The following is a 21,382-nucleotide window of genomic DNA, read 5'->3' on the forward strand; positions in this document are numbered from 1 at the left end:
ACATTTCAATCCCTAAAATCTGCCAAATCGCCGATGTAACCCGCCTTGCTTGCCCGCATTGCTATTGCCATGCAATCTGTAAAATGTGCTTCTTGCAAAAGCGGCAGGGCTGATTGCCCCTTCATCAACATCTCGGCATCACTGATACATCCCATTACCTCAACCTGTGCATCGCTGATGCGACTCATCTCCGGGGCATCAGCAAGTTGTCGATAAGGTGTCCAGGTGCCGGTTTTCCACACAGCCTCGCCATCACGATCCCGCCAGCTCCAGAACAGCGCAATATCGGTGAAAACAGTCTGCTGCTCCGCCGTCAGGACATGCTCAAGCAGCGAGGGAAAAACGCGATTATCGTAGTAGCGCAGCAGTCCGGTCTGTTCCTCCCACTGAACCTGCGAAAGTGCCTGCAAATGAGTGGTAAGCAGATCGAATGCCAGTGGCGATATCAGAAATGTGAGTCGTGGCGTAGCGGAAAAGTGCTGCACCAGTTGCTCCAGCCAGCGCTGATGGCTGGCAACGCTAAAATGCAGTCGCATCACCAGCGGGGAATACTCTTCCGTTGCTGCTTCAGGCGTTCCCTCAAACAGTGCAAACCAGCGCAGCGGTGGGTTAATCTGATTCAGCGCCTGCTGCAACGGTTGATCAGTACCTGCCTGATCAACTAGCACGTCGATATAGTCCTGTCCGGCAACAGTACACAGAGCTGTGGCCTGTTTTAACCATGCCAATTCGTTATCTTTACTGGTCATGGTTATCCCCTCGGCGCGAAAGCCAGAGCGGCTTCCTGCGCTTTTTTCAGGCACTCTTTACACACCGATTTTGGCAGTTCCGGTAACTGCGTCTCTTCGCTGGCAGGCGTATTCCAGACATGCACGCCTCGAATGCTGGTTTTACCTGGCGAATGGATCTGAATATCGCCCTGCGGCGTGATCCTGATGGTTGCGCCGCCGCAGCCCAGCACGATGCCGTTTTTGGCGGTCAGACGGAGTTCACCCTGAACGGTTTGCACGCTGATATCTTTCATCGCCGTGAGACTCAGAGTATCGCCGTGCGATTCGACCGTTAGCGGTCCCTGGCCCGACACCATGCGAATGCCTTCCTTCTGCGACAGCAGCGAAATGGCCTGACTGGCGTTGACCTGCACACGTTTGCCGCTGGCAATGCTGGTTTCCGTCTGGCTTTGCAGATGCAGGGTTGTGCCAGAGTTAAGCAGGATGCTTTTGGGGCTGACGGCACCAATTCCTTCCGGGGCACTGAGCAACATGGAGGGGGATTTGAGCTGTTCGGCTGCAGTCAGATACGCGCTCAGGTGAGAAACATCGGGCTGAAGGTTGTGGTGAGACTGGGTAATGGTCTGCCAGTCATTCATCTGGCTTAGCGCGCCTTTTACCAGGCTGATTGCCGGAGCCATCTCCAGCACCTGACCCGTCGCCGTTGTCTGTGCATCTGCTGTCAGGAACAGGCCTTTACCAGCACGCAGCGTACCGGTGCTGTCAGTGCGCAGCTCAAATCCTTCGCCGCGCTTATTACGTGCGTTGTCAACAATGTGACCTAACGACAACTGACTTTTGCCGCCAAATTCCGTCGAAAGCTTGGCATGTTCATAACCCCGGCGATCTTCGAACCTGAGCTTGTTGTTTGCCGGTGTCCGCAGGACATTGCGTTGATAATTATAAAGATTGACGTGATCCGCATGGCGCGAGTCATGCATTGAGCAAAGAATGTAGGGCCGGTCAGGATCGCCGTTGGTGAAAGCAATCATCACCTGCGTTCCGGCTATCAACGGGAAGTGCCAACCGTGAACGTTACCAGCATATGGCTTCGCCAGTCGCACCGGCACACTCTCAAAACCGGCCTGCCATGTTTCGTTCAGATCAAACTGGAAACGCACTCGATAGCGGCCATGTTCATCAAGCTCAGCATACTGCGCGTTGCTGACCGGACTGGTAACGCGTGCCAGCAGCGTTCCTGCGATGTGCGGCCAGGTTTTTAGCGGCGGGCGATAAGTGCTGCGAGCACGCACCGGTACGGCAGTAAAGCGAATAACATATGCCGTGTCGCGTGAGATGCGCTTTGAAGAGGTCGAAACCACCAGCAGACCATCCGGTGCATCAGGCCACTCTTTGCCTTGTGGCGAAATCACCGCGCCAGGACGAACGTCCATGGCATTGGTCATGCCTGTAAACGTCACCTGCTCGGTGATTAAGCGTTCCTGACGGCACTTTGCAAACCATTGCCCCTGTTCCGGCTGCTCCTGATATTCTTTACCCTGCTGTAGGTAATGTTCTCCGTAGCGATACAGCGTTCCCGACAAGGCGATTTTGTCAGGATCGGTTTCTACCTGCGCCTGCATGTCATTTTGCGCATCGAGATAGTATTCATCATTAAGTTTGGTGCTGGCGGCTACTGACTGGCGGTTAACTGATATGTCCCACAGTGATTCCTGTCCGCCATCGAATAGCCCGGAAGGATGACGGAAGGCGATGCTTTGATCAGCGCCATAAGCGCGTGAATTGTCACCCAGCACCAGTACATCCCGGTGATTTTCCTCATCCCATGCGAAGTAGTAAAACACGCCGATGCGTGCAAGATGGCGTTCGATAAACGCGAGATCGCTCTCCGCATAGGAGATGTAAAAATCACGCGCCGGATAACGGCTGTTCAGGCGAAAATGGTAATCCAGAGAGGAGAATTCCCAGCGTTTGAGTATGTCCTCCAGCGCGCCCGGCACGCTTTTATGCTGATAAACGGCATAGGTAAGGCTATTTCTCAGCAGCGCCAGACGGGACTCCAGCGTCACCACGTAGCGGGTTTCATCCGCAGAAGATTCACACTGCCGAAAGGCGGTAATCACCCCGCGCAGAATGCGTGGCTCAACCGATTGCCAGGGCTGACCATCAGGATAAAACAGCAGCTGAGCAGTGCTGTTAATCAGAATATCTGCCGGGATATCCCGGCTGGCGCTGGTCATTTCAATCGTGTAGCACCACGGCGTGTTCAGCGCTTCTTCACCGCTGAAACGCAGCACCGACAGTTGAATATCCGGATGCTGATTTTTCAGCGCCGGGATGCTCAGTTGATAGTGGTTGTAGACCGGCGTCGTTCCGCCCTGAATGACAAAATCCTTCTTACCCATTTACAGATTCCTTCCTGAAATTTGCTGGCCCGATACCTACCCTCTTCCAAGCAGATATTGCAGATGGCCGTTCATGATGAAAGTGGCAACAATGATGGCAACCATCACACTGCCCCGAATAAGCCAGGGAGAACGCTGCCAGAAAGATGTTTTGTGTTTTGATCGCTGGATAATGACCGCTGAGTCGGGAGATCCAGCCTGCTCAGGCAACAGCGCTTTTAGCTGCTGCACCAGTGACTGACGCTCCTCATCGTCTTCCGTTCGGTATTTTCCGGTATAGCCAAAGCGCAACATTCTGTAGTAGCAGCTGACGGCGGCTTCTGCTGTTGCAGGTTCACGAAGCAGCTTTTTGATGCGTTCGTAGAAATGCTCGCCACCGTTGAGATGGCCGAGAAAATGCCCCTGCAAAGGTGTGCGCTTCCACCAGGCTGAAATATCAGCGTCTGGAATGGTCATGATCAGTTCATCAAGAAAGACACAGTGTGCAAATTTGATTTCTTCGCGGAGAGAGGCCGCTGCACCCGCCGTACTCAGTTTATCCTGGACCTGTTGGACCATGCTGAAACAACGCTGATAAAGTGCATCGTCAATCGTTATGGATTGTCCGTTTCGGACAGAGAGCGCCAGCAGCCAGGTATCCTGCATGAGCGTATCGAGGGTACTGGCTTTGATGTTGTAGGCGGAAGACGTTGTGGGTACCATCCTGGTAACTCCTAAGTGTTATTAATCCCTTATCACAATCACAAATTTCATTGAATGGTGTTGTCTTTACTGACTTCTAACATGCTTAGAAGTTTAATTTTCGGCTGCGCGTCAATCAGATTAACACCCATACTTCAGTGCGACTGATGATATTACACAAGGTGATAGTTGATCAAATTTACAGATCCAATTTTTAGTATATTTTTCTTCCGCAAATCCTCTTTTTAACTAACTGCAAACGTTCCTCTTGACAACATCCTGTTATCGAAGTGGAGTGATCCCGTGACTCTGACCCAAACTCCTGCTCCATTCAGAAACGGAATTCCTGCATGATATTCACTTCTCCAATCTTACAAATCTCCTGAAACGATCTCTCCTCGGTAACAAACAAAACCCCAAACTTCTTCTCCGCGTCCTCCAGCAGCTCAACTCCATCATCTCCGGTAATACCCAGATCAGCATCCAGCAGGGTATGCTCAGTATTCACAGACTTGTGATCCCCCCGAAAACTCACGCACAAACTCAATCACCTCTTCCAAAGTAGGCTTCACACTAACCTCCCTGATTCATCCCCAGCCACCAACGGCAAATCCTCATACAACGTCCCCAGCATATACTCAACAAAAACCCTTACCTTGCTATTCGCCGTCTGCTTCGTTGCGAACACTGCGCTCACCGGCATCGATCCCACCGCAAACTCCCTCAACACTGGCACCAATGCCCCCGAAGCCAAATCCGGTCCTGCCAACCAAGCCGGAAACTGCGTAATCCCCAATCCCGCCAGCGCCGCGGCACGCTGTTGCTCACCATCATTACTCTGAAACCGGCCTTGAGGCATCAGCGTAAACGCTTTACCGTTCTCACCCACAAATCGCCACGGATGCATGCCCCGACCGGCATTGAACGAGATGCACTGATGCTCACTCAGTTCGGCAGGTGAGGTGGGCACGCCATACTTCGCCAGATAATCCGGGCTCGCCACCGTGACCAGCGGGCTGTTGGCCAGCTTGCGTTGTGTCAGCGCAGAATCCTGCAGTTCGCCGTGGCGGATGGCGACATCGATATTTTCTTCAATCAAATCCACATGTCGCTCGGAGACGCGCAGCTCCACATTCAGCGCAGGATAGCGCGCCAGTAGCGCGGGCAGACGCGGCACGATGTAGAAGCGGCCAAACACCGGTGCCACTGAGATGCGCAGCGTGCCAGCCGGTTCATCTGCGCCATATTTAACGTTTAATTCTAGCTGGTCGAATTCATCGCGCAGGCGCAGTGCGCCGTCATAAAAGGTTCGGCCTGCGTCGGTTAGGGCAATGCCGCGTGAGGAGCGTTTCAGTAAAGGGTGATTGAACTGCTTCTCCAGTGCGGCGATCTGTTTGCTGACCGCAGATTGCCCGATACCGGCTTCTTTGGCGGCGGCGGAGAAACTACCGCACTCGACCACGCGCAGAAACAGCCGGATAGCATCAAGTCGATCCATTACGTAGTCCTGATGGGAATAGAAGGTATTCCATTAAGCCAGCTAGTTGCGAAAATTGGAATGGCATAAGGTTTCTCCACACCCACATTATCGGAGAAACACATGAACATGACTCAGCATCCCTTAACTGAACACGATCGTTTGCAGGTGCAGCAATCACTGGCCGAGCAGCAAGCGCATCGCGAGCACTTTAGCGGCACGATGCGCGAGTATTATGACGAGATGAGTGCGGAGACACCGCTGGAAGCAGATGTGCACTTAGAGCACGTCGCGGATTCGGGTTGGTGGCTGCATCCGCAGGAGGCGCGCACCGAGCAGGTTATCGTGTTTATTCATGGAGGAGCTTATATGCTCGGCAGCGCGCAGGCCTATCGCGGATTCGCCAGCCAGCTGGCGGTGCGCACCGGCTACTCAACCTTTGTGCTGGACTATCCGCTGGCACCGGAACATCCATTCCCGGCCGCGCCGGACAGGGTGATTGAGATACTCAACGGGCTGGTCGACAGCGGCATTGAACATATCGCGCTGGTGGGGGATTCAGCCGGTGCTGCGCTGTCGCTGGTGGCGCTGCAACATCCGCAGTTGGTGCAGAAAATCCGTGCTGCGGTGCTGTTTTCGCCATGGACCGATCTGACCTTCAGCGGCGCTTCGTTTAACGATCCCAATACGCGCGATCCGATTTTCCAGCCATCGATCCTGCGGGATGCTGCTGCGGCTTATTTGCAGGGCGCATCGGCGGAGGATCAACGCGCCTCGCCATTGTTTGCGCAGTACCGTCAGTTACCACCGCTGATGATTCAGGTTGGCACCGAAGAACTGTTGCTGGATGACGCCACGCGCTTAGCGGCTCACTTCGCTGAGCAGGGCGGTGAAGTGCAGTTGGATATCTATCAGGGAATGCACCACGTATTTCAGCGGGACATCCGCCTGGATGCCGCACGTCACGCACTGGATATCGCCGCCCGTTTTATTCGCCAGCATCAGTAACACTTCATGTGCCCGGCCAGTGATTCCCGCAACACAGGCCGGGCACAAATCCATCCTCTCATCCCCCCCATCACATTTATTTTAGCAACCGCCACATCCACCGATATAACCGTTAAGGGATCGTTTCCGAAGAGGGGGGCTGGCGAGGCAGAGGCGAGTCAATTTGGCGCTGATGCCTGACGGTTAATGACGCACGTCAATTCACCCAGCCGCTCTACTTTCTCGGTCAATATGCGGGATGGGGTGAAAAATGGAAAAGGTACTGATTGTTGACGATCATCCAATCACGCGATTAGCGCTCAAGCTAGTCATTGAACAAGACAATCGGATAGTCGTAGGAGAAGTGGGCGATGGCATTCAGGCTATAAAGTTTGTGAAAAAACTGCAGCCGGATTTAGTGATTATTGATATCGATATCCCGGTGCTCAACGGTATCGATGTCATCAAGCGCGTGCGCCAGAGCGGGCACAAGAGGGGGATTTTGGTGCTCTCCGGCAAAGACAGCGAGCACTATATCCGCCGCTGTGCCATGGCGGGTGCCAATGGTTTTATCAGTAAGTGCAAAGAGTTAACCGAGCTGAAAGATGCGATTCGCGCAATCAGCAAAGGATATGCCTTTTTCCCGATGAATTGTGCGCGTCAGGGCTTGCATCTTGAGGATGAAAACAGCGACCAGCGCAAGATTGACGAGCTGTCGCCGAAAGAGCTGGATGTGTTGCGGCAGCTGGCGCGCGGCGAGAAGGTGGTGGATATCGCGCGAGGCATGAACATCAGCGATAAGACCGTCAGCACCTATAAAAGCCGGCTGATGATGAAGCTGGAGTTAAAGAATCTGGTGGATGTGCTTGATTTTGCCCAGCGGCACAATCTGGATTGAGACGCTCGGCAGTTCATGCGCTGAACTCGTCTTTGAGAAAGGTTTCGATAGCCTGATTTAACACTTGCACGCAGCCCAGCGTTTTATCGAGCATCTGGCTGAGATGGCGTTCATCGGCTGGGGCGCTACAGGCTTGTTCTAATTCGCGGCACTGATCGGCAATCGATATGGCACCGATGATCTGCACCGAACCTGCCAGACGGTGCAGGCTGCGCTCCAGCGCGGGCCAGTCGCGATTGTCGTAACAGGCGCAGGCCACCTGCATATCCTGCAGATTCTCATCGCGGGTGGCGCTGAGCAGGCGCTGCAGCATCTCGTTGTCCTGATGAGCCAGTTCGCGCAGGGCGTTAAGATCGAGCAGATGATTCAGCGCGACATGGCCGGGATAGGGCACAGCAGCAGGGCGCGGCACCTTTTGCAGCAGCGCTTCCAGCTGCGGCAGACGCAACGGTTTGAACAGGCAGTCATCCATGCCCGCTTCGAGGCAGCGGGAACGCTCTTCCGGCTGCGCGTTGGCGGTCAGTCCCATAATGGTGAGCGGTTCACGCTGTTTCTTGCGCAGTTCGCGCGTCAGGGTAAAGCCATCCATCACCGGCATGCTGCAATCGGTGATCACCAAATCAATCTGGTTTTCCTGCCACAACCACAGCGCCTGTTCGCCATCCTCGGCTTCAATCACTTTGTGTCCCAGTCGGGTGAGCTGGCGTTTCAGCAGCAAGCGGTTGGCAGGATGATCATCCACCGTCAGGATGGTTAACGGCAGGCCACAGGCATCCTGCTGGCGTATCGGTTCCACTGGCACGCTGACCGCTTCACGGCAATCTACCGGAATGCGCACGCAGATGCGGGTGCCGCGCCCCGGCTGGCTGTGCAGCGTCAGGCTGCCCGCCATCATCGCCACCATTTGTTCGCAAATCGCCAATCCAAGTCCGGTGCCGCGCTGTTTTTTGCCCGATGCGGACTGTTCGTAAGGATTGAATATCAGTTGCTGATCCTCTTCGCTGATGCCGATGCCGGTATCCTGCACCGTGAGTTCCAACGTAGCGCGATCGCCTTCTCCAGGTTTGCTGCGCACCTGTACTTCCACCGTGCCGCGCTCGGTGAATTTGATGGCGTTGCTGATCAGGTTTGAGAGGATTTGCCGCAGACGCATCGGATCCAACAGCAGTTCGTCCGGATGCAGCACATCAATCTGATAGTGCAGCAGCAATCCTTTCTGGCGCGCCAGTCCTTCGAACACGCGCACCACCGGTTCGGCCAGGGTATCGAAGCGCACCCATTCCGGCGACAGTTCCAGCTTGCCCGATTCGATTTTCGCCATGTCGAGGATATCGCCAATCAGCCCCATCAGCGATTGCGCGGATTCATAGGCCACGCGCACCGATTCTTTATCGCACGGTTGTTGCAGACGATTGGCGACCGCCAGCTCCAGTAAGCCAATAATCGCGCTGATCGGCGTGCGGATTTCGTGGCTCATAGTGGCGAGGAAGGTACTTTTGGTGCGGTTAGCTTGTTCGGCGCGCTCGCTGGCCTGCAGCAGATCGCGGGTCAGTTGTTCATGTTCCGTCACATCCTGCCAGCTGCAAATCATTCCGGCGATGTTGCCGTGATTATCGCGAAACGCCACTGCGCGGTGGATGACATCACGCAGTTCGTGGCCGTTATCGATCTGGCCGCGCTGCGGTGCCATCTCCAGTGAGGTTTGCTCCGCCAGCAAGGCCATTTGCGCCTGGCAGATGGCGTGCAACGGGTGCGCGCTGTCGCTGAGTGGCAGCTGGCTGATATTGGAGTGTGGATCGTTGAAGAACTGGCTCCAGGCCGGATTTTTGTTGGTCATCTCGCCTTTGTGGTCAATGACGTAAATCGGCACCGGCGTGCCGTTGAACAGGGTTTTCTGGAAGGTGGCCTGTTCCTGCAGTCGCGCCTGCGCCTCTTTACGCTGACGCACCGCGCGATGCAGATGGTAGTTCCAGAAAAGCGAGGTGATCACCAGCACCGCGAAGATCCCGGCCAGCCAGTAGAATTCGTGGCGATACGCCATCCATGTATCGAGTTTAACATCGGGCGTGCCCTGCCATTTCATCGCCAGCAGCGAGATATCGCGCGGCGGGATGGTCGCCAGCACCTTGTTCAGGATGCTTAGCAGTTCCGGATTATCGCGCCCCACGGTAAAGGCAATCCGCGCCGGATTTTCCCCGAGGCGTGAAACAATCTGGAGGCGATTACTGAAGTAACGATCGATCATGTAGCGCGCGGCAATCAGGTTATTCACCGCGCTATCCACCCGGCCTTCGTTAACCATCTGCAGCGCGATGCTGGCGTTCTCGACGGTGACCAACTTGATGTGGGGGACATTTTCCTTCAGCCAGCCGATAAGTTCATGCTGGGGCGTAATCGCCAGCGTGTCGGTGTCATTGAGTGATTTGGGCGCACCCAGCGTGTTTTTGCTCACCAGCACATACGGCGGCAACACATAAGGGTGAGAGAAAAGGGCGCGCGCTTCACGCTGCGGGCTGTGGGCCAGCGAGCCAATCAGCTCAACTTCATGGCGGCTCAACTGGTCGATCATCGCGTTGACGGAGGAGGCCTCCACCATGGTGAAGTCGATACCGGTGCGCAGGTGGATCAGGCGCAGTAAGTCTGCAGTCATACCGTTAAATTTGTTGTGCCGATCTTTTAGCGTGAAAGGCGCATCGAGCGGGTTCATCACCACGCGCAGCGTCTGATGCTGAGCCAGCCAGCGTCGCTCACGGTCAGTGAGTTGCAGAGGCGGTGCCGCCATCATCGGCGGCATGCTTTGCACCCATTGATGGAAGATGGCTTTATGCTGTTGCAAGGGAATGGCGTTCAGCACCGCATTGACGCCCCGAAACAGTGGCGCATTGCGGATGGGCAACACAAAGCGCGGTCCGGCATCGGTGGGCTCAAAAATGCGTATCACGGACAGCGTTGAGGCGTAGTTGCGTTCAATCAGGTAGTTGGCGGTGTTGAGATTGCCAATAAAGTAGTCGTTTTCGCCAAAGGCTAAAGATGCCAACGCACTGAGCGCAGAAGGATAGCGGGTGATTTTCGCTTCCGGATAGCGCGCCTCGATCCAGGCATCGCTCAGGTAGCCTCGCGGCATGGCGATTTGCATCGGCGAATTATCATCACTCATTTCAGACATGATGTTATCGCGTGACACCATCGCAGGATAATCAGAGGCAAACGGGGTACTCAACAGCAGTTCTTCGCCAGTGGGTTCCGGGCTGCCCGCGCTGTCCACCAGCATATCGACCTTGCCTTGCTGCAGCGCATCAAGCGCCGCACTGCGGCTGCTGTAATAGTGCGTGTTGATGTGCAAACCGAGGTAATGCAGGACTAAAGCGGTGTAATCCGCGGAAATTCCTTCCAGCGTGTTGGCATCAATGACCATATCGAACGGGGGATTTTCAGGCGCGTAAATGGCGACGCTGACTTCGCGCTTTTCGCCCAGCCAGCGCCAGTCGTTGTCGGGCAGATCAAAGGTCAGCAGGACATTTTGTTCACGGCTGACCAACTGCATGATGCGGGGATCTTCCGCCCTGATTGGCTGACTCATCAGACAGAGCATCAGGCCTATCAGGAGGAGTAATTTAACCATCACTCTGTCAGGCGATATTATTGCGTTTGGCGAACTCGTAAAGGCCGACCATATTTTGAATGTCGAGCTTTTCCATTAATCGGCGTTTATAAGTGCTGACGGTTTTATCACTGATTTTCATCCGCTGTGCCATTTCCACCACTTTCATTCCTTTGGATAAATACACCAGCACCTGCAATTCTTTGCTGGAGAGGCCGGCAATTTTATTTTTGTCTTCCTGAATATCATCCGGTAACCCCTGACGTCGGCGATTTAAAGGAAAGAAGCCATATCCGGCATTAATCGCGCGAATAGCGTCGTGCAACTCGGTCATGTTATTGCGTTTGCTAATAAAGCCATCGGCACCGGCAGTGGCGCTGCGTTTGATGTAGTGGTCAACGTCTTTGCCAGTCAGCACCAGAATACCGCCGTTAAAGCCGTTGTGGCGCAGCCTCTGTACCAGATCGATGCCGTTGTAAGAAGGCATATCGATATCCACGATGATCAAATCCGGCGACAGTTTCTTGGTAAGCGCTAATGCTTCAAATCCGTCATCCGTTTCGCCCACCACATTCATGTTATCCGTTTCAAGCAGCAGTCTTAATGCCATCCGAACCACCGGATGGTCATCAACGATAAGAACTTCCTTCATATGGCTGTCCTGTTTATTGCGGTGAATAGAATATTCATAAGGATTGGTTTCATTGGTTAGCAGATTTTAAGAGTAAAGTTTAAATGGCGCAAATAATTATTTTGTAAGGTTTTCCTGATGCGATAAATATCATGACCTGACGTGTAATTTATATATTTACTATAGTTTTTAATCAGTTTTCTAATTATGCGATGAGTCGTTTAAATTTAGTGATTTCACTGGGCGTTGAGGTGATGAGTTCGACGTGAAAGCAGTATAAAAGTTATCACTGAGGGTAAATGTTAAGGTGTGCAGGTAGTGGTCTTATCGGGGCGAGACGAGAAATCAGAGTCTCTCGTCGGAAAGACAAAGTGTGACCTTGTTTAGATTGGGTTTAATTTTACCTGAAGGTAAAGTTATTTATGTGATCCTAAGAGTAACGTCATAAAATGTCACTGAACTAATAGTCATGTCAGTAAGTAACCTTGCATAAATAAACAAGTGAAGTTGGTCCAACATGCTGTTTTAAATGATTAAATTTATGTTTATGTTGTGATTTTTTATCGGCAAATAAAGCATCATCACCTCTGGTTTCCAGAGTGTGATTAATTCAATACTGAATGATTATCAGCGATGTTAATTAACGGTCTAATTAACTAAAACATGACCCCGGTCATCTCGGTAAAGATTAATAATATTAAACTGGGCTTTTGTTTTTACTCTCCTTTTTTCATTTTATTGTCAACCGCACGGGGTGAAATATGACCGTTGTTCCTTTCCGTCCAGATCGATCGGATTCATCTGATCGACCCTTATATCAGCTCGACAGTGCCAGCGCTTTTATCCGCTTAAACAGTTCGCCCAGTGGCTTGCAGACCGAAGAGGCGAAGGCGCGTCTGGCGGCTAACGGGCGCAACGTGCTGCCACAGAAAGCCGAAAAATCACTGCTGATGCGCTTTCTGGCGCACTTTAAAGATGTGCTGATCTACATCCTGCTGGCGGCAGCGCTGATTACCGCGGTGATGGGCCACTGGGTGGATACCTTTGTCATTCTCGGCGTTGCTGTCATCAATGCACTGATTGGATTTATCCAGGAAAGTAACGCCGAGAAGTCATTGAAAAGCATTCAGAACATGCTGTCGAACGAAGCGATGGTATTGCGGGATGGACGGCAGATGACGGTACCGACCGAAGAGCTGGTGGTCGGTGACGTGGTGTTGCTGCGTCCTGGCGACAAGGTCCCCGCCGATCTGCGTTTGTTCGACGTGCACAATTTGCGGGTAGAAGAAGCCATCCTCACCGGGGAATCCACGGTGGTGTCCAAATTAAGCGATGCGCTGGAAGGCGAAAAGTCGCTCGGCGATCGGCTGAATCTGGCTTATTCCGGTACCACGGTGAGTTCTGGCACTGCCGCAGGTGTGGTGATCGCCACTGGCGGTGATACCGAGTTGGGGCATATCAACGCGATGATCTCCTCCATCGAAGAAGCAAAAACGCCGTTGCTGGTGCAGATTGAAAAACTCGGTAAGGCGATTTTCTACATCATTTTGCTGATGATGGCCGCGCTGTTCGTGTTCGGTTATCTGCTGCGCGACATCCCGCTGGCGGAACTGCTGCTGGCGGTGATCAGCCTGGCGGTGGCGGCGGTGCCAGAGGGTTTGCCGGCGATTATTTCGATCATTCTCTCACTTGGCGTGCAGTCGATGGCGCGCAATCACGCCATCATTCGTAAGCTGCCGACGGTAGAAACCCTCGGTGCCATGTCAGTGATCTGCTCGGATAAAACCGGCACGCTGACCATGAACGAAATGACGGTGAAAGCGCTGGTGCTGGCGAACAGTCACTGGCGTATCAGTGGCAACAGCTACGAGCCTAAAGGAGAGTTTCAGCTGGAGAGTGGACAGCGCGATGAGGCATTGCTCAACGGCTTTTTACAGACGGTGGATATCTGCAACGAGAGCCAACTGAGGCAGGATAATCAGGGTCACTGGGGGATTGTCGGTGGCCCTACCGAGGGCGCGCTCAAGGTGCTGGCGGCGAAAGCGGGAATCAACTCGGAATCCGTGCAGGTGCTGAGCAAGCTGCCGTTTGACTCGGCCTACAAATACATGGCCGTGAGTTGCCTGATTGATGGCAAAGCGTGCCTGTTACTGACTGGCGCACCGGATGTGCTGCTTGCGCTATGTCAGCAGCAGCAGGGCGCGCAGGGTGCCGAAGCGCTGGATCGCGACTACTGGAACGCCGCGATCACCACTTATGCCAGCGAAGGGCTGCGCACCGTGGCCGCGGCCTGGCGCTGGCTGCCGGAGGGCCGAGAGCAGATCGATCACGCCGATCTGCGCGAGGGCATGATGATGCTGGGTCTGGCGTGCATGATGGATCCGCCGCGTCCGGAAGCGATTACCGCCATACGCGACTGCCAGCAGGCCGGGATTCGCGTCAAAATGATCACCGGCGATCACCCGGAAACGGCGATGGCCATCGGTCAGATGTTAGGCATCGGCAACAGCGACAGCGCCGTCACCGGTTATCAGCTGGAGCACATGGATGATGCGGAACTGGGCAAAGCGGCACGCGAGTACGATATTTTCGCACGCACCAGCCCGGAACATAAGCTGCGTCTGGTGAAAGCGCTGGCAGAGAGCGGGGAAATCGTCGGGATGACCGGCGATGGCGTGAATGATGCCCCTGCGCTGAAACAGGCCAATGTCGGCATCGCCATGGGCATCAAAGGCACCGAGGTGACCAAAGAGTCGGCGGACATGATTCTGGCGGATGATAACTTCGCGACTATCGCGGCGGCGGTGAAAGAGGGGCGTCGCGTTTACGATAACCTTAAGAAAACCATTCTGTTTGTGATGCCGACCAACCTCGCACAGGGGCTGTTGATCATCATCGCCATTCTGATGGGCAATCTATTACCGCTGACGCCGGTGCAGATTCTCTGGATGAATATGGCGACCTCAGCAACACTCTCATTTGGGCTGGCATTCGAAGCCGCCGAGCGCAATATCATGCGTCGGCCGCCGCGTAACGTGCGCAGCCATGTGATGGATGGTTACGCCATCTGGCGAGTGGTTTTTGTCGGGTTACTAATTTCGATTAGCGCCTTTGTGCTGGAAGCCTGGCTGCAGCCGCGCGGTTACTCGCCGGAGTTTATCCGTACGGTGCTGCTGCAGATGCTGGTGACTGCTCAGTGGGCGTACATGCTCAACTGCCGCAATAGCAATGGCTTCTCACTGGATGCTGGCTTGCTGAAAAATCGCGGTATCTGGCTGGTAACGCTGGTGCTGGTGGCGCTGCAGGCGATGATTATCTATCTGCCGCTGATGAATACGCTGTTTGGCACCGAGCCACTGCCGGTTAAATATTGGTTTATTTCGCTGGCAGTCAGCGCCGGGATATTTGTGCTGGTGGAAATTGAGAAGCATCTGACGCGCGGCTGGCGCGTCGCCCGATAACTCACTCTGGCTGGCGCAGTGCCAGCCAGACTTTTTTCAGCAAGAAGGTGAGAGGAATCGCCAGTATCGCACCGGTCATGCCCAGCAGCGCTTGCCAGAACAGGAAGGCCAGCAGCTGCACGGTCAGGGTGAGATTGAGGCGCTTGCCGAGCATCAGCGGTTCCAGCACCGAACTGAGCAGCAGGTTCAGCACCACAAAGAATCCCACCATCATCAGGCTGGTTTGAGTATCGAACAGGATAAAGGTTTGTATCACCGGCGGAATGGCCGCGAGAAAGGAACCGAGCACCGGAATGTAGTTGAAGATAAACATCAGCACGCCCCACAAAAAGGCGAACTTCAATCCCAGCAGATGCGCCATGCCCCAGACAATCACGCCGCCCAGCAGGCCGGTCAGCGTTTTCACCCGCGCATAAACAATCACACTCTGAATCCCTTCTTCCAAAGCGATAAACAGCGCAGTGTGCTGTTTACTGGCGCGCAGGGTGCGTTTCAGCAGCGGCAGCTCAATCAGCATAAACAGCAGCATCAGGAACACCATCAGCCACCACGAAAGCAGGCCGGGGATTAACGACAGTTGATAGGTGACAAAGCGCACCACCGCACCGGCATCGACAAAATTCAGCATCTCATCGGCGGTGAGGGCAATGCCCATCTGGCTCAGAGAGAGCGTCAGGTATTGCAGCTTGGCTGCTACCAGATTGGGTGCCTGACGGCTGAGTTTGATCAGGTCGGGCGCGGAGGCGCTAAGTGACATAATGGTGATGACGATCAGCAGCAGCAAAACCACAATCACCAGCAGAGAGGAGAGCGTACGCGGGACGCCGCGTTGCGCCAGGCGGCTAATCAGCGGATCGAGCATCACGGCAAGAAACATCGCCAGCAGTACCTGGTTGATCAGCGGCGCGCCAAGGCGCAGCCCAAACAGCACGAGGGTCAGACAAGCGAGCAGAATAAGTGCCTGCGCCAGCGGCGCGAAAGATTTCAACCAACCCTGGTACATCGATGCAGTTCTCCGGTAAACGGGCGGTTGCCGTGTGCAGCAACCGCCTGACAGGGAAAGGCCTTACTCGCGCGATTTCCCCTCTTCAATCACTTCTTCGTCGATTACCTCGACATTGTCGCGGTTGTCGCGCCCGGAGAGCAGGTTCCAGCAGGCGATAAACAGCGCGGCAATCAACGGGCCGATGACAAAGCCATTGATACCGTAAACTTCCATGCCGCCCAGCGTCGAGATCAGGATCAAGTAGTCAGGCATTTTGGTGTCTTTTCCGACCAGCAGCGGACGTAAAATGTTGTCTACCAGACCGACGATCACCACAAAGAAGCCGACCAGGAACAGACCTTTCCATATCGCGCTGGTGGCGAAGAAGAAGATTGCCGCAGGCACCCAAACGATGGCGGAACCGACCGCCGGGATCAGCGACAGGAACGCCATCAACGCACCCCACAGCAAGCTGCCGTCAATGCCAGTGAACCAGAAGGCAAGACCGCCCAACACGCCCTGAACCACCGCGACCACCACCGTGCCTTTGACGGTAGCGCGTGAGACGGCGGCAAATTTCACCATCAGGTGATGCTTCACGTAGGTAGAGAGCGGCAGTGCTTCCAGTATCAGATTCACCAGCCATGGGCCATCCTTCAGCAGGAAGAACAGCAGATAGAGCATCACGCCGAAGCCAACCGTAAAGGTGAACGTTCCTTTACCGATCATGAACACGCTGCCTGCCATGTATTGGCCGCCTTTGAGGGCAAATTCAGACAGTTTCTGCTGAATCTGGCCGGCATTGTTGAGGTTGTGCTCCGCGAGATAACTCTGCGCCCAGTTCGGTAAGTGCTGCATTAATTCGGCAAACACCGTCGGGAACTGTGACGAGCTGTTCTGCAGTTTGGTGTACACAGTATTGACTTCAACTACCATCGACGAGGTGATAATCGCTAATGGCGTGAACACGATCAGACAGATGATCGCCAGAGTGGCAAAGGCAGCGAGCCCGTTACGATCGCCCATTTTGCGGCGCAGCAATGACTTCAGCGGATGGAAGATCACCGCCAGAATTGCTGCCCAAAAAATGGCAGAGAAGTATGGTGTCAGCACATCAAAAAAGGCGTAGGTGACTATCGCCAAAATAACAATAAAGAAGCAGAAGTTAAGTCCTTTAATACGCATTCAATTGTCTCGTGAGTAAACGTGGCGATTGAACTATAGAACGTGATTAGCGGAATGTAATGCTTTTAAGCCACGCGTGCGGACATCGGATGTCCCGATTTGTCCTGCTGATGTCTGCAACCGGGCTAGCGCGTTTGAGGTAACACGGTGATGATGGTGAAAAATCTGACTGGAGATGAACCATGCTGGAACTGCGTCCCAACTGCGAATGCTGTGATAAAGACTTACCGCCGGACTCACCCGATGCACGCATCTGCTCGTTCGAATGCACCTTTTGTGTCGAGTGCGTGGAAACCACGCTGAATCATCGCTGCCCAAACTGTGAGGGGGAACTGGTGCGCCGTCCGGTGCGTCCGGCGGCGGCGTTAGCACGCCATCCGGCCTCGACCACGCGTCATTTATCGGCTTCCGCGACACGCTGAATGAGTTCGTCAAGCTGCGCTTCGTTGAAGACTTCGATGCCGTGCTGGCGCAGCAGCGTGCGAGAGATGAGTAACTTATCGCTGCCATTATAACGAACCATAAATCCCATCAGGCAGGCACTGACTAATATTCTATCCATGACTCCATCCTTCGGAAATAAATCGCAGCGGTAACGTAATATTCTAACGCTGATATCGAAGTTGAAATAAAAATCCATTAAGCGAGGTAAAGCCTGCGCTATATTTAGCGCGATATTAATCACGATTGTGAATTAATCGAGGTGCTGCAGGATTCTAACGTATTAATGCCGGATAAATGGATGAATAACGCTGAAGTCTGGTTAATGAAAGGGTTTTCCGACGCAGGTTGAAGGGAATGGTATTGATTTAGCAGTGTTTTATCGCCTGGTGGTTGTGTGGTTATCGTTGGGGGCAGGTTCGTTTCTATCACCACGACGGTGCGAAATTTATCAAACCGCTATTCTGGTCAGAGCACAGACCTTATTTGTGCATCAGATCCCTCGCACAGCAGATTATTTTTCTGCGCCATTTTATTTTTACGGTTTTTTCCGAAAAGCAGGGGTTTTTAAAAGAATTTTGCATTTTAAAATGGTATTGTTTATCCGCAATGCTAGTGATGTGGCGTTGTGTGCTTCAGTTTTACCCTCAATTTTAGGGTTTACCCGCTTTATGCAATTTATGGAAATAGCATTCTCCACCCGATCCTCGCGATCGGGTTTCTTTCCTCTCCGCTGTAGTATGAATCCGCTGACTTTAAGACCAGATAATGTCAGAAAAGACACAATCGTTAAGAAATCGATAATTTGTAGTAATATAATGTAAGTATGCGGTTTTTAAGAGTTTTGGAAATCCTCTTTTGCTTTTGATTGGTGAATAGTGTCTCTCGACGGCGCAGTAACTGCCGTTATCATTGGAGGCAACATCATGAAAAAAACAACATTAAGTCTTATTGCGTCACTTATTGCATGCAGCACACTGTTCTCTTCCGTCTCCTGGGCTGATGGCCCGGGCGACCAGCGCTGGCAGCAGCACGGCGGCGACCAGCATCAGGATCATGGGCGTGGCCCTGACCATGGCGGCGATCGCGGCCCCGATCATGGCTACAAACATGGCCCGGACCGTGGCCCGGATCATCATGACCGTTATGCCGACCATCGTGGCCCAGATGGACACCACGACGGCGATCACTTCGCCTGGAACGGCCACGATTTCCGTCGCGGTCACCCGATGCCGCCAGAATTCCGTGGCCCGCACTATCGTGTAGATGACTGGCGTGAACGCCGTCTGCCAGAGCCGCCGCGCGGTGAGTACTGGTCTTACATTGACGGCAATTACGTCCTGATTGCTGCCGCCACTGGCGTGATCACCTCGCTGCTGCTGAACGGCGCATTTAACTAATCTCCCCCACGGATGGCTTCGGCCATCCGTGTTTCTCTCTGCTTTCTGCCCTCACCAGGTTATTCTCTATGCGACCCTTTTTTCCCTACAACGCGCTAAGGAGTCATGATGACCGTGGTAAAAATGGTGGCAGTAGACAAGGACGGCACCTTTCTCGACGATAAAAAGCAGTACAACCGGGCTCGTTTTCAGGCTTGTTATGAAGAGATGAAACGGCGCGGCATCAAATTTGTGGTCGCCAGTGGCAATCAGTATTACCAACTCAAATCCTTCTTCCCCGATATCTCCAGCGAAATTGCCTTCGTCGCCGAAAACGGTGCATGGATCATCGATCGCGATGAAGAGCTGTTCTGCGGCGCATTCAGCCGCGACGATATCGATGCGGTACTCGACACCCTGCACAACGGGCACTACCCGGAACTGCGTTATATCCTCTGCGGACGTGAAAGTGCTTACTACTTCGAAGGTCTCGACGAGAGCTGGCTGGTGAAGATGCGCCACTACTGCCACCGTCTGAAGCCGATTCGCAGCCTCGATGAGGTCGCGGATGACAAACTCTTCAAGTTCGCCCTCAATCTCTCCGATGATTATGTTGAACCGTTAATGGCCGATATCGAACGCTTGCATCAGGGTTCGGCCGCAGCGACCTCCAGCGGCCACGGCTCAGTGGATCTGATTGTGCCAGGCAATCACAAAGGGCATGGGCTCGATCTGCTCGGCAAACGCTGGGGCATCGATCGCAGCGAGATTTTGGTGTTTGGCGATGGCGGTAACGATCTGGAGATGTTGCAGCAATCGGGCTTTAGCTTCGCCATGGCGAATGCACCGCAAAAAGTGAAAGATGCCGCACGCTATGAAGCGCCCAGCAACAATGAAGAGGGCGTGCTGCAGGTGATCGAACAGATGCTGACGGGCAAAGCGCCGTTTAGCCTCTGAGCGTCATCTGACATTTAATTCATTGTTTGCTTTGCCGATGCGCGAGGCGTATGCAGGCGCGGCGAGATGAAGCTGCACGACATTGCGCTGTAAAGTGGCGGGAAAGTCATGTTGTGCGGGTGTGCTTTGGCGCGCCCGCACTGTCTAAATCAACCGATGTTATGCAACGTGCCAGGCCGCAGTAATCATCTCGGTGAGGGTGGGGGCATCGTAACTGACCCAGCCGTTTTTACTGTTGGCGCGCGCGACAATCCAGTCAACGTCGGTGGCGCTCAAGGTCGGCCCATCCTGCCAGAACGGCACAATCGCATGCGCCTGCAACCAGGCTTTGAGCGCCAGCGCGGGCGGCGCCGGATCGTCCGGTAGCAATGCTTGCCCCAGCTGTGTCATCAAACGCTTCTGTTCGGCGTGTTCTGTTTCCGCCAGCACATCGAGGAATGGGAACAGCAAACGTCCACACACTTCTCCGTGATGGAAAGGTTTGATGGCGCCCAGTTCCCCGGCAATCCCATGAATCACGCCTAATCCCGCACTGCTCAGGCAGACACCGCCCAGCCAGGAAGCCATCATCATCGCTTCTCGTGCTTCATCACCTTGTGCATCGTCACGATTCAGGTTTGGCCATGCCTGAAAGAACAGCCGCAGCCCATTCAGCGCCGTTTGTTGGGTAAACAGATTGCCTTTGCGCGACAGATACGCTTCAAACAGATGGGTAAAGGCATCAATGGCGCAGGTGGCCAGTACGCTATCTGGTGTGCCCTTGAGCAAATCGGCATCCAGAATTGCCACCTGTGGTACAAACACCGGATGGCGCAACGAGGCTTTTACCTGAATATGCTGCTGATCGGTCACCACGGCGTTTTGCGTCGCCTCACTGCCCGTTCCCGCTGTGGTGGGAATGGCGATCAGTGGCAGAGTGATCGCCTGAACCGGCGTATCACCCACTTTCTCCAGGTAACGTGCGGTATTCAGCGGATGCTGCATCATGGCGCTGAAGGCTTTAGCCGCATCCAGCACGCTGCCGCCGCCGATTGCTACCACGCGATCCACATGGCCGCGCCAGCGATTCACCCAGGCATCAATTTCATCCGGCGAGGCTTCATGGCTGACAATTTCATAGCCCAGAATCTGGTCATTGAGTGCCGCGCCCAGTCTTTGCCAGGCAGGACCGTTGAGGAAAGAGCGGCCACAAAACAGCAGCGTCGGTTGGGGATGGGCGGCCAGCAGTGGTATTAGTCGGTCGATGCTGCCACGTCCAAACAGGGTTTGTTGATTACTGTACAACTCGATCAGATTCTCACTCACCTGCAGATCCTTTTTTTGAAGGGCATAAAGACCTTAGTGTAACCAAATCCCGTCAGGCCTCCGCTGCAAACATTCTGATAACTGCCAGGCAAAAAGTTGATCACCTTCGCAAAACAGAAATTCCCCCCGCACGGCTGATGCTTTGTGCGCAATGTTACCCTTAACATGATACCCGTAACATTGTGCGACAGACCGCGTGCCTCTCAGCGATGTCACCGAATCGACTGTCATTTGGGATCAACAAAACAAACCGCTGCC

17 protein-coding genes are annotated in these 21,382 nt (G+C 53.8%); 6 read left to right on the forward strand and 11 right to left on the reverse strand.

The genetic code is table 11. From position 1 onward, the window contains the following. Positions 1-5: 5 nt before the first annotated feature. The 5 genes from tla1 to AC6I8L_RS05275 form a co-directional block, all read right to left on the reverse strand. The gene (gene tla1, locus AC6I8L_RS05255; RefSeq protein WP_058960826.1) at positions 6-749 is read right to left on the reverse strand and encodes a toxin Tle1 chaperone Tla1; all 744 of its coding nucleotides are present in this window, start codon (positions 747-749) and stop codon (positions 6-8) included. A gap of 2 nt (positions 750-751) precedes the next feature. Further along, positions 752-3,136, reverse strand: a complete 2,385-nt coding sequence (locus AC6I8L_RS05260) for a type VI secretion system Vgr family protein (RefSeq protein ID WP_058960825.1) — start codon at positions 3,134-3,136, stop codon at positions 752-754. 36 nt (positions 3,137-3,172) lie between these two features. After that, positions 3,173-3,781, reverse strand: a complete 609-nt coding sequence (tssL, locus tag AC6I8L_RS05265) for a type VI secretion system protein TssL, short form (RefSeq protein WP_236699744.1) — start codon at positions 3,779-3,781, stop codon at positions 3,173-3,175. Between the two features lie 367 nt (positions 3,782-4,148). Then, on the reverse strand, positions 4,149-4,325 hold the full coding sequence (locus tag AC6I8L_RS05270; protein ID WP_167347120.1) for a hypothetical protein: 177 nt from the start codon (positions 4,323-4,325) through the stop codon (positions 4,149-4,151). 60 nt (positions 4,326-4,385) lie between these two features. Beyond that, positions 4,386-5,315 (reverse strand): LysR family transcriptional regulator, encoded by a 930-nt coding sequence (locus AC6I8L_RS05275; protein ID WP_058960822.1) that lies wholly within the window; start codon positions 5,313-5,315, stop codon positions 4,386-4,388. 102 nt (positions 5,316-5,417) lie between these two features. Here AC6I8L_RS05275 and AC6I8L_RS05280 point away from each other — a divergent pair, with 102 nt between their 5' ends. Beyond that, positions 5,418-6,302 (forward strand): alpha/beta hydrolase, encoded by an 885-nt coding sequence (locus AC6I8L_RS05280; protein WP_058960821.1) that lies wholly within the window; start codon positions 5,418-5,420, stop codon positions 6,300-6,302. A 250-nt stretch (positions 6,303-6,552) separates the two neighbouring features. Beyond that, the gene (locus tag AC6I8L_RS05285; protein WP_058960820.1) at positions 6,553-7,179 is read left to right on the forward strand and encodes a response regulator; all 627 of its coding nucleotides are present in this window, start codon (positions 6,553-6,555) and stop codon (positions 7,177-7,179) included. 13 nt (positions 7,180-7,192) lie between these two features. Here the strand turns inward: AC6I8L_RS05285 and AC6I8L_RS05290 are convergent, their stop codons facing one another. Beyond that, on the reverse strand, positions 7,193-10,759 hold the full coding sequence (locus tag AC6I8L_RS05290; RefSeq protein WP_236699743.1) for an ATP-binding protein: 3,567 nt from the start codon (positions 10,757-10,759) through the stop codon (positions 7,193-7,195). Positions 10,760-10,808: 49 nt separating this feature from the next. Next, positions 10,809-11,432: a response regulator gene (locus tag AC6I8L_RS05295; protein ID WP_034828290.1), complete on the reverse strand. Its 624-nt coding sequence runs from the start codon at positions 11,430-11,432 to the stop codon at positions 10,809-10,811. 740 nt (positions 11,433-12,172) lie between these two features. Here AC6I8L_RS05295 and AC6I8L_RS05300 point away from each other — a divergent pair. Next, complete coding sequence (locus AC6I8L_RS05300) at positions 12,173-14,872, forward strand: cation-transporting P-type ATPase (RefSeq protein ID WP_058960818.1); 2,700 nt, start codon at positions 12,173-12,175, stop codon at positions 14,870-14,872. Position 14,873: 1 nt separating this feature from the next. On the opposite strand, the gene AC6I8L_RS05305 is transcribed toward AC6I8L_RS05300, so the two are convergent. Together AC6I8L_RS05305 and AC6I8L_RS05310 are read right to left on the reverse strand one after the other, a co-directional pair. Beyond that, positions 14,874-15,875 carry an AI-2E family transporter gene (locus AC6I8L_RS05305; RefSeq protein WP_058960817.1) on the reverse strand — a complete coding sequence of 334 codons (1,002 nt, stop codon included), beginning with the start codon at positions 15,873-15,875 and terminating at the stop codon, positions 14,874-14,876. Between the two features lie 63 nt (positions 15,876-15,938). After that, positions 15,939-17,042, reverse strand: a complete 1,104-nt coding sequence (locus AC6I8L_RS05310; protein ID WP_058960816.1) for an AI-2E family transporter — start codon at positions 17,040-17,042, stop codon at positions 15,939-15,941. A gap of 182 nt (positions 17,043-17,224) precedes the next feature. On the opposite strand from AC6I8L_RS05310, the gene AC6I8L_RS05315 reads away from it, so the two are divergent. Continuing rightward, a complete protein-coding gene (locus AC6I8L_RS05315; protein ID WP_058960815.1) occupies positions 17,225-17,464 on the forward strand; it encodes a DUF1272 domain-containing protein in 240 nt (79 codons plus the stop codon). Here the strand turns inward: AC6I8L_RS05315 and AC6I8L_RS05320 are convergent. Beyond that, a complete protein-coding gene (locus AC6I8L_RS05320; protein ID WP_167347119.1) occupies positions 17,437-17,604 on the reverse strand; it encodes a 2-thiouracil desulfurase family protein in 168 nt (55 codons plus the stop codon). The two genes, AC6I8L_RS05315 and AC6I8L_RS05320, sit on opposite strands and share 28 nt — an antisense overlap. An 805-nt stretch (positions 17,605-18,409) precedes the next feature. On the opposite strand from AC6I8L_RS05320, the gene AC6I8L_RS05325 reads away from it, so the two are divergent. After that, entirely contained in the window at positions 18,410-18,883 is a 474-nt protein-coding gene (locus tag AC6I8L_RS05325) for an RcnB family protein (protein WP_479398113.1), read from the forward strand. A 108-nt stretch (positions 18,884-18,991) separates the two neighbouring features. Continuing rightward, on the forward strand, positions 18,992-19,819 hold the full coding sequence (locus tag AC6I8L_RS05330) for a Cof-type HAD-IIB family hydrolase (protein ID WP_058960814.1): 828 nt from the start codon (positions 18,992-18,994) through the stop codon (positions 19,817-19,819). A 159-nt stretch (positions 19,820-19,978) separates the two neighbouring features. Here the strand turns inward: AC6I8L_RS05330 and AC6I8L_RS05335 are convergent, their stop codons facing one another. Further along, a complete protein-coding gene (locus AC6I8L_RS05335) occupies positions 19,979-21,124 on the reverse strand; it encodes an iron-containing alcohol dehydrogenase (protein ID WP_058960813.1) in 1,146 nt (381 codons plus the stop codon). Positions 21,125-21,382: the final 258 nt, after the last annotated feature.

It is taken from the genome of Type-E symbiont of Plautia stali (genome assembly GCF_059731115.1).

What these genes read in the sequence shown, in the direction of transcription:
- AC6I8L_RS05285 (WP_058960820.1), top strand. Translation starts at nt 6,553, where the DNA reads ATGGAAAAGGTACTGATTGTTGACGATCATCCAATCACGCGATTAGCG.
- AC6I8L_RS05300 (WP_058960818.1), top strand. Translation starts at nt 12,173, where the DNA reads ATGACCGTTGTTCCTTTCCGTCCAGATCGATCGGATTCATCTGATCGA.
- AC6I8L_RS05310 (WP_058960816.1), bottom strand. Translation starts at nt 17,042, where the DNA reads ATGCGTATTAAAGGACTTAACTTCTGCTTCTTTATTGTTATTTTGGCG.
- tla1 (WP_058960826.1), bottom strand. Translation starts at nt 749, where the DNA reads ATGACCAGTAAAGATAACGAATTGGCATGGTTAAAACAGGCCACAGCT.
- AC6I8L_RS05275 (WP_058960822.1), bottom strand. Translation starts at nt 5,315, where the DNA reads ATGGATCGACTTGATGCTATCCGGCTGTTTCTGCGCGTGGTCGAGTGC.
- AC6I8L_RS05280 (WP_058960821.1), top strand. Translation starts at nt 5,418, where the DNA reads ATGAACATGACTCAGCATCCCTTAACTGAACACGATCGTTTGCAGGTG.
- AC6I8L_RS05290 (WP_236699743.1), bottom strand. Translation starts at nt 10,759, where the DNA reads ATGAGTCAGCCAATCAGGGCGGAAGATCCCCGCATCATGCAGTTGGTC.
- AC6I8L_RS05315 (WP_058960815.1), top strand. Translation starts at nt 17,225, where the DNA reads ATGCTGGAACTGCGTCCCAACTGCGAATGCTGTGATAAAGACTTACCG.
- AC6I8L_RS05325 (WP_479398113.1), top strand. Translation starts at nt 18,410, where the DNA reads ATGAAAAAAACAACATTAAGTCTTATTGCGTCACTTATTGCATGCAGC.
- AC6I8L_RS05260 (WP_058960825.1), bottom strand. Translation starts at nt 3,136, where the DNA reads ATGGGTAAGAAGGATTTTGTCATTCAGGGCGGAACGACGCCGGTCTAC.
- AC6I8L_RS05295 (WP_034828290.1), bottom strand. Translation starts at nt 11,432, where the DNA reads ATGAAGGAAGTTCTTATCGTTGATGACCATCCGGTGGTTCGGATGGCA.
- AC6I8L_RS05330 (WP_058960814.1), top strand. Translation starts at nt 18,992, where the DNA reads ATGACCGTGGTAAAAATGGTGGCAGTAGACAAGGACGGCACCTTTCTC.
- tssL (WP_236699744.1), bottom strand. Translation starts at nt 3,781, where the DNA reads ATGCAGGATACCTGGCTGCTGGCGCTCTCTGTCCGAAACGGACAATCC.
- AC6I8L_RS05305 (WP_058960817.1), bottom strand. Translation starts at nt 15,875, where the DNA reads ATGTACCAGGGTTGGTTGAAATCTTTCGCGCCGCTGGCGCAGGCACTT.
- AC6I8L_RS05320 (WP_167347119.1), bottom strand. Translation starts at nt 17,604, where the DNA reads ATGGATAGAATATTAGTCAGTGCCTGCCTGATGGGATTTATGGTTCGT.